A 13,351-nucleotide genomic window follows, 5' to 3' on the forward strand; every position below is an offset into this window, starting at 1 on the left:
TATCCGGGAATTTTATGAAGATAGACAGGCGTCGTTTCGTGACGGGAGCATTGGGCGGCGGAACCGTGGCCGCGCTTGCCCCCTGGTTTCCGGCCTGGGCGCAGTCGGTATCTCCCGGCATCGTCGCGCCGCTGCCGACGGTGTCGGGCAATGACATCAGCCTTCGCATCGCGCGTCAGACGATGCGGGTCGACGGCAAGGTCAGCCGCGCGATCGGGATCAACGGCACCGTGCCCGCGCCGCTCGTGCGCCTGAAGGAAGGCCAGACGGCCCGGCTCACCGTCATCAACGACCTCGATGAGGACAGCTCGATCCATTGGCACGGGCTGATCCTGCCGTTCCACATGGACGGCGTGCCCGGCGTCAGCTTCCCCGGGATCAAGCCGCGATCGCGCTTCGTCTACGAGTTTCCCGTCGTCCAGTCGGGGACCTATTGGTATCACAGCCATTCGGGGCTTCAGGAACAGCTTGGTCATTACGGCCCGATCGTCATCGATCCCGCCGGCGCCGATCCGATCGGTTATGATCGCGAGCATGTCGTCGTCCTCTCGGACCATAGCCAATTGTCGCCCGAGGCGATCTTCCGAAAGCTCAAGGTCAACCCGGGCCATTTCAACATGCAGCGCCAGACGCTGTCCGGGCTGCTCGCCGGCAAGGACCAGTCGCTGAAGGAACGTGTCGAGTGGGGCGCGATGCGGATGGATCCGGCCGATGTCGCGGACGTCAGCGGATCGACCTATAGCTTCCTCGTCAACGGGCATGGCCCGCGCGACAATTGGACCGCGCTGTTCCACCCCGGCGAGCGTGTGCGGCTGCGGATCGTCAACGCCTCAGCGATGACGATCTTCAATGTCCGCATCCCGGGTCTCAGGATGACCGTCGTCCAGGCCGACGGGCTCAACGTCGTGCCGACCGAGATCGACGAATTCCAGATCGCGGTCGCCGAAACCTATGACGTCATCGTCACGCCGGTCGAGGACCGCGCCTACACGCTGGTGGCCGAGGCAAACGACCGTTCGGGCATGGGTCGCGCGACGCTCGCGCCGCGCGCCGGCATGGCCGCCGAGGTGCCGCCGCTCCGCGAACGCCCTCTGGCGACGATGAAGGATATGGGGATGGGCGCGATGGCGGCGGGCGGCGGTGACGCGGCGTGCGCGCCCGAACATGCCGCGATGGGCCATTGCGCGCCTGCGCCAGCCGAGGATCATAGCGCCCACGGCGCGGCGGGCGGGGCAGCTGGCGGCGCGGCCATGCAGCACAGCATGCGCGACTTCAGCGTCGCGCCGCAGGTCAAGCGCGACCCGAGCGTCCAGACGATCTCGCCGATGCCCACCGACCGCATGGGCGAGCCGGGGCAGGGGCTCGAGGATGTCGGGCACAAAGTGCTGACCTATCACGATCTTGTCGCGCTCGAACGCAATCCCGACGTGCGCGCCGCCTCGCGCTCGCTCGACATCCACCTCACCGGCAACATGGAACGCTTCATGTGGTCGTTCGACGGCGTGAAGATGTCGGACTATCACGAACCGATCCCCTTCATCGAGGGCGAGCGGGTCCGGATCAACCTCATCAACGATTCGATGATGGGCCATCCGATCCACCTGCACGGCCACTTCTTCGAACTGGTCACGGGCAAGGGCGATCGCTCGCCGCGCAAGCATACGGTGCTCGTCCAACCGGGCGGCACCGCGAGCTTCGACTTCACCGCCGACGCGCTCGGCGACTGGGCATTCCACTGTCACCTTCTCTATCATATGCACGCGGGGATGATGCGTGTCGTTAGCGTTCGCCCGAAGGGAGACGCGAAATGACCCGGGTCGCACTCCTTCTCGCCGGCATCGCCCCGTTCGCCTTCGCCGCCCCCGCGGCGGCCCAGTCGATGGATCATTCGATGCACGGAACGGCGCCGACGCCGGCACCCAAGCCAGCGCCCGCCCCCGCGACCACCGGCGACGCGCCTGCTGAGCCGATGGATCATGGTGCCATGCAGGATATGGGGCCCCCGGTCGAAGCCCCGGGCTGCGCGCCCGAACATGCGGCGATGGGCCACTGCACGCTCGAGCCCGAGCCCATGAACAAGAGTGGACGCTCAATGGACGCGATGGACCATGGCGCGATGTCGCCGTCCGATCCCGACTGCCCGCCCGAGCATGCGAGCATGGGCCATTGCACGCCGAAGGCCGCGGGCACGATGGAAGCCAAGAGCGGCGCCAGCGGCACCGATTTGCCCCCAGGCGACGCCACCGCGCCCGCGCCGCCGTCCGACTGGTATGCCGACCGCGTCTATCCGAGCGCTGAAATGGAACATTCGCGCCACGAGATGATGATGGAAAATGGCGGACAGACCATCGGCTTCATCAGCCTCAACCTTGCCGAATATCAGGCGCGCAAGGGCGGCGACGGTCTGCGCTGGGAAGGCGAAGCCTGGTATGGCGGCGACATCAACCGGCTCACGCTCAAAAGTGAAGGCGAGACCGTCTTCGGCGAGGGCATTGAAACCGTCGAGACCCAGGTTCTCTACAGCCGCGCGATCGGACCCTATTTCAACGCGCAGGCGGGCATCAGGCAGGATTTCGGACAGAGCCCCGACCGCACCTATGCCACGGTCGGTTTCGAAGGGCTCGCGCCCTATTGGTTCGAGGTCGAGGGCGCGTTCTTCCTGTCGAACAAGGGCGATCTGCACGCCCGGCTGGGCGGCTATTATGATCAGCGGATCACCCAGAGGCTGATCCTCCAGCCGATGACCGAGATCAATTTTGCGCTGCAGGACGTGCCCGAGATCGGCGTTGGCTCGGGGTTGTCCGACGTCGAGCTCGGGCTTCGCCTGCGCTACGAGATCGTCAGGGAGTTCGCGCCCTATGTCGGTGTCGAATGGGCGCGCAAGGTGGGCGATACCGCGCGCTTTGCCCGCGCGGCGGGCGAGGATCCGAGCGGGGTCAGCTTCGTCATGGGGATACGCGCCTGGTTTTGAGCTGCGGCGGGCGGCGCATCGGGAGGAGGCACATCGTGATGCACTCCTATCGCCGCCTTGCGCTCCAGGCTTTGGCAGGCGACGCCGCTATCTAGCTGGTGATCATCGCCCGACCCGGCGCAGGCCCGGCCCGGCCCGGCGGAAGGCAGCGGAATCTCGCGCCGCCGCTCCTTCGCGAACGACCAACGCGATGAAGGGACTCGCAGTTCCGGCATCCCGCACGATTCGCCGGGGAGGGAAATGCCCGATGGGAGCAGGAACGCCTTCGACGTGGCGGCCTTCGGCGGCGAGGGTCAGTCTTTGGTTTTTACGGCCTGGCCGACACCCGGCACGCATCGCCGTCCGCATTCAAAAAAATGTCATTCGGCGTGAGGGGTAGATGCTTCGGATGCGTATTATATCGACCGGCTGCGCGCTGCCGATGCGCATCTAAGATATTGATCTTCAACGTAATTTTTTGTTGACCTGTATATACATTTGATGCTCTCTGAGGTGGGTAACGCAACCAGAAGGGGGTTTCGCGATGAAGATCAGGACAGTTTTGCTCGCCGGCGCAGCGGCTTGTGCGGGCATTTCCGCGCCAGCATTCGCGCAGGCCGAGTCGGCACCCGAGACGGGCGCTGAAGGCGCGACGAGCGGCAGCGATATCGTTGTGACCGGGTCGCGCATTCGCCGCCAGGATCTCGCCGGGGTCGGACCGGCGACCGTGGTATCTGCCGAGCAGATCGAAAATACCGGTGTCGTCAATATCGAGACGGTGCTGCAGCGCTTGCCCGCCAACGCCGGCTTCGCGGGCAACCAGACGTCGGCCTATTGGGCGAACAATGGATATGGCACGGCGCAGGTGAACCTGCGCGGTCTCGGCATCAAGCGCACCCTCGTCCTGCTCAACGGCCGCCGCCTCGTCGCGGGCGGCACCGGGGCGAACTCCTCGCCCGACCTCAACATGATTCCCGTCGCGGCGCTCGCACGCACCGATGTGCTCAAGGACGGCGCCTCGGCGATCTACGGCGCCGACGCGATGGCGGGCGTCGTCAACCTCGTGACCCGCACCGACTATGAAGGTCTTGGCCTCAGCGTGCGTCAGGGTATCACCGAAAAGGGCGACGGGTCGGACTTTACCGCCGACCTCCTCTGGGGCGTCCGCAATGATCGCGGCGGCTTCATGGCGGCAGTCACCTATCAGAAGACCAAGGCGGTCAACATGGCGAGCCGCGCGCCCTGCTCGCTGGCGGAAACCACGCCCGGCATGCTGAGCTGCGTCAACAGCGCCTCGACGATCGGCGGCCGCGCGGTGCTGCCGAATGGGCAGCAGATCAACTTCAATCAGGTGTTGGGCGGCAACGGCAATTTCTTCGAGCCGTACAGCGCGGCGAAGCATAATTTCAACTCGAACCCGTTCCTCAACGCGGTTAGCCCCGTCGAGCGCGTCAGCACGGCCTTCTTCGCCGACTATGATTTGACCGACGATATCGAGGCGTTCGGCGAATTCCTTTACACCTTCCGCAAGTCGAACCAGATCGCGACGCCCGGAACGCTGCGAAATCTTTCGATCGCGGCGAGCAATCCCACCAATCCGACGGGGCAGAATATCGTCCTCATCCAGCGCCGCCTCGCCGAGCCCGGCCCGCGCCAGTTTTTTCAGGAAACCGACACCTGGCAGGGCACCTTCGGCCTCCGCGGCAAGCTCTCGAACAATTGGGGATGGGAAATCGCCGGCGCGTTCGGTCGCAACACCGCGGTCGACGGTTCGACGAACATCGCCAATCTCGAGCGTGTCCGCAACACGATCGACACGACCAAGTGCAGCCTCGCCGCCGGTGCGACGATCCCGTGCGCCGACTATCTCGGTTTCGGCGACCTGACGCCGGAGGTTCTCGACTATATTCTCTTCACCTCGCGCGACCGCGGCGGCAATGAGCTCGCGACGGTCACTGCCGATATCAACGGCGACCTGTTCAAGCTGCCCGCGGGACCCGTCTCCTTCGCGGCGGGTGTCGTCTATCGCAAGGAAAAGGGCTGGCGCGATCCCGATCCGCTGACCGTGCTCGGTATCGCCAACACCAACCAGCAGAGCCCGATTTCGGGAACCAGCACCGCCAAGGAAGCTTATCTCGAGCTGTCGGTGCCGATCCTTGCCGATACGCCCTTCTTTCAGGCGCTGACGGCGGGCGGCGCGGTCCGCTATTCGAACTATGATCTGTTTGGCAGCGACTGGAACTACAAGGGCAGCCTCGACTGGGTCATCAACGACAGCTTCCGCCTGCGCGGTACCTATGGCACCGGTTTTCGCATTCCGAACGTCCCCGAATTGTTCGGCGGCGTGTCCGAAGGCAATCTGACGACGACCGATCCCTGCTCGCGCTATTCGACCAGCGGCAATGCCGGGCTGATCGCCAATTGTCAGGCGTCGGGCGTGCCGGCAAACTATGTCCAGCTCGGCACGACGATCCTCACCACCGTCGGCGGCAACGAGAATCTGAAACCCGAAAGTTCGACCACCTGGACGGTCGGGACGGTCGTTTCGCCTAAGGGGCTGATCCCGGGCCTGTCGCTCACCGCCGACTGGTTCGACATCAAGATCAAGGACGCGATCCGCGCGATTCCGGGCTCGACCAAGCTCGCCATCTGCTACGCGAGTACGAACCTGTCGCATCCCTTCTGCGATGATTTCACGCGCAGCCCGCTGACCGGCGAAGTGACATTCCTCTCCGCCCAGCCGATCAATACCGGCCGCGAGGAGATGAACGGGCTCGATCTCGGCCTCGTATATGCGGGCGGCATCGGCAGCGTGAATATCTCGCTCGACGTCAACCTGACGTATCTCAACAAATATGTCGTCCTGCCCTTTCCGGGCGGCGCGCCGATCGACTTCGACGGCTTTATCGGCGGCGGCAATGGTGGTTATCCGAAGTGGCGCGGCTATGGCGTGCTGACCGCTGAAAAGGATGGTGTCAGCGCGACCTGGTCGACGCAGTGGGTCGGCAAGGCGACCGACTTCAATGCGGCACCCGGCGAAATCGGCTACAGCACGCCCAATGTCTTCTACCACAATCTCCAGGTCGCTTTCGAAATCGACGAGAAGACCCGCTTCCAGGTCGGCGTCGACAATCTTTTCGATCGCAAGGCGCCCTATATCCAGAGCTTCACCGATGCGAACACCGACACGATGACCTATGACCTGCTCGGACGGCGTTTCTACGTCGGCTTCCGGACGGCTTTCTGAGGGTATCGACATGGCGATCCGTTGGCCTCTGCTCGTCCGGCGAACGCACAAATGGCTGGCCCTGGTGGTCGGCTTCCAGGCTCTGCTCTGGACGCTGACCGGCTTCTACATGGTGGTCGTGCATATCGACACCATCCATGGCGACCATCTCGTGCGCGCGCCGATGACCCAATCATTCGACTTGGCGGGCCTGGCGCCGCCGTCGCGGATCGTTGCGGCCGCGCCCGGTGCGTCCGAGGTTCGCTTGCAGCGGTTCTTCGATCGCCCCGTCTGGCGCGCAGAAACTCCCGAGGGGGCGCGGCTGTTCGATGCCCGCTCGGGTGCGCCGCTGCCTGCGCTTACCGCGTCCCAGGTCCGCACGCAGGCGCGGCGCATCTACACCGGCGACGGCAAGATCGTGTCGGTACGCCTGCTGACCAAGGCGCCGCAGGAAATGCAGTCGCGGGAGCCGCCCTATTGGCAGGTCGAGTTCGAGGGCTGGAACCGCCCGACGCTCTACCTCTCGCCGCAGACGGGCGAGCTGATTTCGCGGCGCCACGCACTCTGGCGCGTCTTCGACTTCGCCTGGATGTTGCACATCATGGATTATGACGAGCGGACCGACGTCAACAATCCGCTGCTTCGCGTCGCGACATGGAGCGCCTTTGCCATGGCGCTCACGGGGGCCTGGCTGCTGATCTGGTCTTTCAAGCGCCGCAAAGGGAAGAAGGCATGAAGAAGATACGCCTGACGCCGCTATTTTTCCGGCGCATCCACAAATGGGTCGGCCTGATCCTCGGACTTCAATTCCTGCTCTGGGCCCTGAGCGGCTCGGTGATGGCGCTGCTCGACAAGGACAAGGTCGGCGGGCACGGCGGCGGCATGTCGCACGCGCACCCGCTGCCGGCCGGCGAATATTTCGACGTTGCGGCGCTGCCGCGCCACGAACCCGTCACCGGGATCGTTCTGCGCGATCTCGGCGCGCGCCCGATCTATGAACTTCGCACGACCAAGGGCACGCGCCTCGTCGATGCGACGAGCGGCGAGACGGTCCATGTCGACGAGCAGATGGCGCGCGACATCGCATCGATGATGAACGAGGCGCCGATCCGTAAGGTGAGCGTGCTCGCGAAGCCCAACCTCGAATCGCGCGATCATGAAGGCGCGATGTGGCGGGTCGACTTCGCCGATGCCGAGAATAGCAGCGCCTATGTCTCGCTCGACACCGCGCGCTTTCTTGTCATGCGCGGCGACACATGGCGGACCTGGGATTTCTTCTGGATGCTCCACAATATGGACTATGTGAACCGGAAGAGCTTCAACCACCCGCTGATCATCTTCGTCGCCTTCGGCGCGCTATGGCTCTCGGGCACCGGCTTCTACCTGCTGTTCAAGAGTTTCAGCCGCGCCGACTTTCGCTGGCTGCGCCGACGCCGCAAACCCGTCGTCACCCGCAGCGCGGCCTGACCTGCCCGCGGTCAGTCGTCGATCGAGAAGGCGGCCGACAGCTCGAAGCGCGATCCGGGATGCGTCAGCCAGGCGTGGCTGACGAGGCGCGAATGACTCCATGTCCGGCGCGTCATCCGCAGCACGGGTTCGCCGTCCGAGAGCCCCAGCATGCTGTGGGTGCGCGCGTCGGGCATCTCGGCGCGAACCCGATGCTCGACGCGCTCGAGCGGCGCCGTCCTTGTCAGATATTCGTTCGGCGTCATCTGCGTGAAGTCGATCTTGCCATAGTCGGGGGCGGCCGACGCGAGCACGAAACGCTCTTCGAGCTGGATCGGGAACTCGGCTTCATGATGCACGATGATCGAGTGGAACAGCCTGGTCCCGATCGGAACCTCGAGCAGCGCCGCCATGTCGGCATTGGCGCGTATCTCGTCATTCTGCACGACGCGCGCCCGATAGATATGCCCGCGCTCCCGGATTTCTTCGGCGATATTGCGGATTTCGATCATCTGGCCGATCGGCTTGGGCTCGGCGATGAACGATCCGCTGCCCGCGCGGCGCACGAGAACGCCCGCGGCCTGTAGCTCGCGTAGGGCCCGATTGGCGGTCATGCGCGACACGTCGAACTGTTGGACCAGCTCGGCTTCCGACGGCACCCGGTCTCCCGGCTTCAGATGCCCGTCGCGAACGGCATCGCAAATGCTCTGCTTGATGGCGGCGTAACGAGGCGGAGACCGGTCATTTTCTTCGTCGGAGCCGCGGGGCCGGGCGGCCGCGGATCCAGTCGAAAGCTTTGATCCGCGTCCGGGCGTGCGAGTGGTAAAATCCATAGCCCGTCTATACAGGTTGCGGTCGGCAGAAGCCAAGCACGCTGTTGCAGGGCGCTCAGACGCCCGGCAGGATCCCCGTGATCTGGCCGTGACGTTCGGGGCTGCGCCGGACCTGGCCTTCGGACCGAAAAGCTGCTTTCAGCGATGCGCGCCGGCTTCGGAGGGCGCGTTGGAGCCACGCCGTGGACAAAGAGCAACAATATGGGCCGCTCACGTCGGCCGATAACGTAGCGCTTCTACGAGCAGATTGAACGCCGGCGTCGGTTGCCGGCGGCTCGGATAATAGAGATGGTAGCCGTCGAATGGCGGGCACCAGTCTTCAAGTATGTACAGCAGCTGGCCCGTCTCGACACCTTGGACGACATAATCGTCCATAAGGAAGCCGACGCCATGCCCCGCTAGTGCAGCCTCGAGGATCAAATGGCCGCTGTTCAATATGACCTGTCCCTCGACGCGAACATTGACAGCTTGCCCATCCTTCTCGAACTCCCAGGCATAAAGGCCGCCCGAACTCCACATGCGCAGGTTGATGCACTTGTGCTGTGTAAGATCGTGCGGGGTCTGCGGGATTCCATGGACTTCCAGATAGGTGGGCGCCGCGACCGCCACCATGCGCAGCGGCGGCCCTATCCGTACCGCGATCATGTCCTTGGCGACCTGTTCGCCAAGCCGGACGCCCGCGTCATAGCGTTCGGCGACAATGTCGGTGAGCCCGGACTCGGCGTTGATCTCGACCTTGATATCCGGATAACGCCTGAGAAAGCCGTCGATCGCCGGCCAGAGCAAGGTCCGTGTCGCATGGTCCGAGGCGGTGATGCGAATGTTTCCCGAGGGGCGCTCACGCAGCTCGCTGAGCTCGGCAAGCTGCCGGTCGATCGTTTCGATGGCCGGGCGCAGCGCATCGAGCAGCCGCTCCCCGGCCTCGGTCGTCGCGACGCGGCGCGTGGTCCGGGCGAGAAGCCGGAGACCGAGCCGCGCCTCCAGCTTGCGCATCCGGTGGCTGAGCGCCGAGGGCGAGACGCCAAGGCGCGCCGCCGCGCGCGTGAAGCTCCCTTCCTGCGCGACCACGGCAAAGGCTTCGAGATCTGCCAGATTCTGCCGCGGCACGCGCCTCTCCATTGCTGAATACTATTCACAAGTTCATCTCACATTGCGCGGCTAATTGCACGAGGGGCTTTGCGGTAAAAGGTGGCTTCCCCTTCGCCAAGGAGCGTCCGATGAGCCGCCGGAAGAGATATGTCATGCCGCTTTGGATCTGTTGCTGCATCGCCGCGGCCCCCGCCGCAATGAGTCACGCGGCGCAGGCCGATCCGTTGATCATCGCGGATCAAGGCAGTTTCGCGGTCGGCGGCACGGTGACGGCCACCCCCGGCGCATACGACAATAACAAACCCACCGCCGCGGGACAGACGCTGCACGCCGATCATCTCTATGCCTTTTACCAGGCGCCGCAGAACTCCAGGGCGCTACCGATCGTCATGCTGCACGGTGCCTTCCAGTCGGCGCGCAGCTGGGAGACGGCGCCCGACGGCCGCGAAGGCTTTCAGACGCTATTCCTTCGCCGCCGATTCCCGGTCTATCTGGTCGATCAGCCGCGCCGCGGCCGCGCCGGTAACAGCAGCGTCGCGGCGACGATCGAGCCGGCGCCCAACGATCAGCTTTTCTTCGATCAGTTCCGGATCGGCAAATGGCCAAACTATTTCGACGGCGTGCAGTTCGATCGCAAGCCCGAGACGCTCGACCAGTTCTTCCGCTCGGTGACGCCGAACACCGGTCCTTATGACGCCGGGGTCATCGCGGATGCGATGTCGGCACTGTTCGACCGGACCGGGCCGGGCATCCTTTTCACCCACTCGCAAGGCGGTGGTCCTGGCTGGCTGACCGCGATCCGAAACCCGAACGTCAAGGCGATCGTCGCGTTCGAGCCGGGCAGCGGCTTCATCTTTCCACAAGGCGAACTACCCCCGGCAATGCCGAGCGCCGCCGGCACCCTGTCGCCCGAGGCGGTGCCGCTGGCGGATTTCGAGAAGCTCACGCGCATTCCGATCATCATCTATTATGGCGACAATTTCCCGGTCGAGCCGACCGCCGAGCGCGGACAGGACAATTGGCGGGTGCGGCTCGCGATGGCCCGGCTCTGGGTCGACGCCATCAACAAGCGCGGCGGCGACGCGCGGCTGGTGCATCTCCCGGAGATCGGCATTCGCGGCAACACGCATTTCCTGATGTCGGACCTCAACAATGTCGAGATCGCGGAGCAGGTCTCGCAGTTCCTTGCCGAGAAGAAGCTGGATTGAGCGCCTCAGGATTGGATTTCGAATGACCGACCGACCCATCGACACCCAGAGGCGCGCGTTCCTCGGCGCATCCGCGCTCCTATTCTCGGGCGCAATGTCAGGAGCGACCGCAATGGCCAGTGCCACCCCTTCGACCGCCAACACCAACCGGAACCCGCTGGGACTCGTCCATCGCGGCGCGATCACGCAGAACGTGGCGGGTAAGGTCAATATCCACCCGGTCCAATACAGGCTGAACGGTCTCGACATCGTCGCGAACGTCTACACGCCGGCAAACTATGATCCGGTAAAGGCCTATCCTGCCATCATTCTCGCGCATCCGAACGGCGGGGTGAAGGAACAGGTCGCGGGTCTCTATGCGCAGCGTCTCGCCGAACAGGGCTATGTCACGATCACCGCGGATGCCGCTTACCAGGGCGGAAGTGGTGGCCAGCCGCGGAGCGTCGACAAGCCCCAATACCGCATCGAGGACATCCACGGCATGGCGGATTTCATCACGCATTACCCGGGCGTCGATGCCGCGCGGCTGGGCCTGTTCGGCATTTGCGGTGGCGGCGGATACTCGCTGTCCGCGGTAAAAACCGACAAGCGCTTCAAATCGGTCGCGACGCTGAGCATGTTCAACTCTGGCCGGGTGCGCCGCAACGGCTTTGCGGACTCGCAGCTCGATACGATCGGGGAGCGGTTGCGGCGGGCTTCGGCCGCGCGTGCCCAGGAGATGGCGGGGGGAGAAATCCTTTATGCCGGCGATGCCGACATGACCGACGCACAGATCGCGGCGCTGCCGTTCGAAATGTACAGGCAGGGTTACGAATATTACTGGCGGACCCACGCGCACCCGAATTCGACCTTCAAATATACGATGAGCGGCCTGCTCGACCTGATGCGCTGGGATGCCACCGATCAGATCGACCTGATCGACCAGCCGTTGCTGATGATCGCGGGCAGCAAGGCCGACAGCCTCTACATGTCCGAGGAGGCCTTCTCGAAGGCCAGAGGGGCGAGCGACAAGGCTTTGTTCACGATCGAAGGCGCCACGCACATCGAGACCTATTGGGTTCCCGAATATGTCGACGCCGCGATGGGCAAGCTGTCGTCATTCTTCGCGCGGACGCTGTAGGCCGGCAGTTCGCCGGTCTGCCTCGCCCGCCACTCCAAGGAATTGATCATGAACATCGTTAAAATCGCATCGTTGGCGGGGCTGCTGATCGGCATGGCTATCGTTCCCGCTCAGGCGCAGTCACAGGAGGCTTCTTCGATGGAAACCGGACAATCGCGTGCCCAGCAGCTCATGGGTGACATCGCGCCCAAGCTCGCCGAACTCACCGACGATGTTCTCTTCGGCGATGTGTGGGAGCGGCCCGGCCTGGCGAAGCGCGACCGCAGCCTGATCACCGTCGCGGCGCTGATCGCGCTCAACCGCCCCGAACAGCTTCGTTCGCATATGCGGCTCGCGCGCCAGAACGGGGTCGCCGAAGCGGAACTGGTCGAGACGATCACGCAGCTTGCCTTCTATTCGGGCTGGCCCAACGCAATCGCCGCGGTTGGCGTCGCACGCGAGGTCTTCGCCGAGAATGATGCGCAGAAAGGAAAGCCCCCGTCATCCACGAATGACGCCGTCGTCGTGACCAAGGCTGGCTCGCAGCCGTCGGTAGCCGGCGCCGCCGCCAATTTTACCGGCGCCGTCCGGGTCGACATGCGCTTCCAGCGCCCGCTTCCCGCGCGCACCGGCGGCGGCATCGTGACCTTCGAGCCGGGAGCCCGGACCGCCTGGCACAGTCACCCGATCGGTCAAACGCTGATTGTGACCGAGGGCCGCGGGCTGGTCCAGCATTGGGGCGGCCCCGTGCAGCCGATCGGCATTGGCGACCTCGTCTGGATCCCGCCGGGCGTCAAGCATTGGCATGGTGCAAGCGCAACTGACAGCATGGTTCATGTGGCGATCGCCGAGGCACAGGACGGGCAATCGGTGACGTGGATGGAACAGGTGGACAACGCGCAATATCGAGGGTCGGATCGCTGATCCGTCCGCCAGATTGACTTGCGCGCGTCGAGCAGTTGCCCGGGGCTCAGCCCGCCGAGAAGTTCAGCGACACGAGGGCAAAGACGAAGAGAAGAGCCACGGCCGTGAACAAAGCGGTCAGCGCCGTGAACAGGATCGCGCTCGACGGCCGCCGCGCATAAAGTTCGTTGGCATCGCTCGCGCTCGCCGCATCGGCCATATCGTCCGCTTCCTCGTCGGGGGCTGCTTTGAGCAGCGCCGCGCTGATCGCGCTCGCGGGGACGGGCGTCAGAAACTCACAGCCGAAGAGCCTGCCGTCGTGGCGAACGACGCGCGCGGGGGCGGCGCCGAGTTCCGGCAAGACCAGCAGGAAGGTTTCGCCGATGGAAAAGCCCGCTCCGGTTTCGATCAGCAGGCCGGTCCGCGACAGGTTGCGGATGATCACCGCGGATTCGGCCGTGGCCGTGCGCGCCGCGACATCGAGCCGGAGGGTGCGGCGGCTCGTTCGCCTGCGATCGGTCGTTTCGACGGGGTTCGCGATGTGCGCCAGCAAGGATCTCACCAACGTCTCCTTTGGTGATCCCTTATCGCCCGGCA

General features: G+C 64.5%; 11 protein-coding genes. 8 read left to right on the top strand and 3 right to left on the bottom strand.

Annotated features, from left to right (window positions below):
- The first annotated feature begins 14 nt into the window (after positions 1–14).
- The 5 genes from J2X38_RS01605 (at position 15) to J2X38_RS01625 (ending at position 7,643) form a co-directional block, all read left to right on the top strand.
- Positions 15–1,811 carry a copper resistance system multicopper oxidase gene (locus J2X38_RS01605; RefSeq protein WP_310250538.1) on the top strand — a complete coding sequence of 599 codons (1,797 nt, stop codon included), beginning with the start codon at positions 15–17 and terminating at the stop codon, positions 1,809–1,811.
- Complete coding sequence (locus J2X38_RS01610) at positions 1,808–2,971, top strand: copper resistance protein B (protein WP_310250541.1); 1,164 nt, start codon at positions 1,808–1,810, stop codon at positions 2,969–2,971. Before J2X38_RS01605 ends, J2X38_RS01610 begins: the two co-directional genes overlap by 4 nt.
- Positions 2,972–3,494: 523 nt before the next feature.
- On the top strand, positions 3,495–6,197 hold the full coding sequence (locus tag J2X38_RS01615; RefSeq protein ID WP_310250543.1) for a TonB-dependent receptor domain-containing protein: 2,703 nt from the start codon (positions 3,495–3,497) through the stop codon (positions 6,195–6,197).
- 10 nt (positions 6,198–6,207) lie between these two features.
- Positions 6,208–6,912: a PepSY domain-containing protein gene (locus J2X38_RS01620; protein WP_310250546.1), complete on the top strand. Its 705-nt coding sequence runs from the start codon at positions 6,208–6,210 to the stop codon at positions 6,910–6,912.
- The gene (locus tag J2X38_RS01625; RefSeq protein WP_310250548.1) at positions 6,909–7,643 is read left to right on the top strand and encodes a PepSY domain-containing protein; all 735 of its coding nucleotides are present in this window, start codon (positions 6,909–6,911) and stop codon (positions 7,641–7,643) included. Before J2X38_RS01620 ends, J2X38_RS01625 begins: the two co-directional genes overlap by 4 nt.
- An 11-nt stretch (positions 7,644–7,654) precedes the next feature.
- Here the strand turns inward: J2X38_RS01625 and hutC are convergent, their stop codons facing one another.
- Positions 7,655–8,455, bottom strand: a complete 801-nt coding sequence (hutC, locus tag J2X38_RS01630; RefSeq protein ID WP_058538647.1) for a histidine utilization repressor — start codon at positions 8,453–8,455, stop codon at positions 7,655–7,657.
- 210 nt (positions 8,456–8,665) lie between these two features.
- Positions 8,666–9,562 (bottom strand): LysR family transcriptional regulator, encoded by an 897-nt coding sequence (locus J2X38_RS01635; protein WP_310250554.1) that lies wholly within the window; start codon positions 9,560–9,562, stop codon positions 8,666–8,668.
- A 134-nt stretch (positions 9,563–9,696) separates the two neighbouring features.
- Between J2X38_RS01635 and J2X38_RS01640 the strand changes: the two genes are divergently transcribed.
- From J2X38_RS01640 to J2X38_RS01650, 3 genes are all read left to right on the top strand, one after another.
- On the top strand, positions 9,697–10,752 hold the full coding sequence (locus J2X38_RS01640) for an alpha/beta fold hydrolase (protein ID WP_310250557.1): 1,056 nt from the start codon (positions 9,697–9,699) through the stop codon (positions 10,750–10,752).
- 112 nt (positions 10,753–10,864) lie between these two features.
- Positions 10,865–11,872: an alpha/beta hydrolase gene (locus J2X38_RS01645; protein WP_310250561.1), complete on the top strand. Its 1,008-nt coding sequence runs from the start codon at positions 10,865–10,867 to the stop codon at positions 11,870–11,872.
- Between the two features lie 48 nt (positions 11,873–11,920).
- Positions 11,921–12,775 (top strand): carboxymuconolactone decarboxylase family protein, encoded by an 855-nt coding sequence (locus tag J2X38_RS01650; RefSeq protein WP_310250563.1) that lies wholly within the window; start codon positions 11,921–11,923, stop codon positions 12,773–12,775.
- A gap of 46 nt (positions 12,776–12,821) precedes the next feature.
- Here the strand turns inward: J2X38_RS01650 and J2X38_RS01655 are convergent, their stop codons facing one another.
- Positions 12,822–13,316: a PilZ domain-containing protein gene (locus tag J2X38_RS01655; protein ID WP_171013627.1), complete on the bottom strand. Its 495-nt coding sequence runs from the start codon at positions 13,314–13,316 to the stop codon at positions 12,822–12,824.
- Positions 13,317–13,351: the final 35 nt, after the last annotated feature.

Origin of the sequence: Sphingopyxis sp. BE235 (assembly GCF_031457175.1) — a bacterium.
In the GTDB taxonomy this organism is placed as follows: domain Bacteria; phylum Pseudomonadota; class Alphaproteobacteria; order Sphingomonadales; family Sphingomonadaceae; genus Sphingopyxis.

What these genes read in the sequence shown, in the direction of transcription:
- J2X38_RS01605 (WP_310250538.1), top strand. Translation starts at nt 15, where the DNA reads ATGAAGATAGACAGGCGTCGTTTCGTGACGGGAGCATTGGGCGGCGGA.
- J2X38_RS01610 (WP_310250541.1), top strand. Translation starts at nt 1,808, where the DNA reads ATGACCCGGGTCGCACTCCTTCTCGCCGGCATCGCCCCGTTCGCCTTC.
- J2X38_RS01615 (WP_310250543.1), top strand. Translation starts at nt 3,495, where the DNA reads ATGAAGATCAGGACAGTTTTGCTCGCCGGCGCAGCGGCTTGTGCGGGC.
- J2X38_RS01620 (WP_310250546.1), top strand. Translation starts at nt 6,208, where the DNA reads ATGGCGATCCGTTGGCCTCTGCTCGTCCGGCGAACGCACAAATGGCTG.
- J2X38_RS01625 (WP_310250548.1), top strand. Translation starts at nt 6,909, where the DNA reads ATGAAGAAGATACGCCTGACGCCGCTATTTTTCCGGCGCATCCACAAA.
- hutC (WP_058538647.1), bottom strand. Translation starts at nt 8,455, where the DNA reads ATGGATTTTACCACTCGCACGCCCGGACGCGGATCAAAGCTTTCGACT.
- J2X38_RS01640 (WP_310250557.1), top strand. Translation starts at nt 9,697, where the DNA reads ATGCCGCTTTGGATCTGTTGCTGCATCGCCGCGGCCCCCGCCGCAATG.
- J2X38_RS01645 (WP_310250561.1), top strand. Translation starts at nt 10,865, where the DNA reads ATGGCCAGTGCCACCCCTTCGACCGCCAACACCAACCGGAACCCGCTG.
- J2X38_RS01650 (WP_310250563.1), top strand. Translation starts at nt 11,921, where the DNA reads ATGAACATCGTTAAAATCGCATCGTTGGCGGGGCTGCTGATCGGCATG.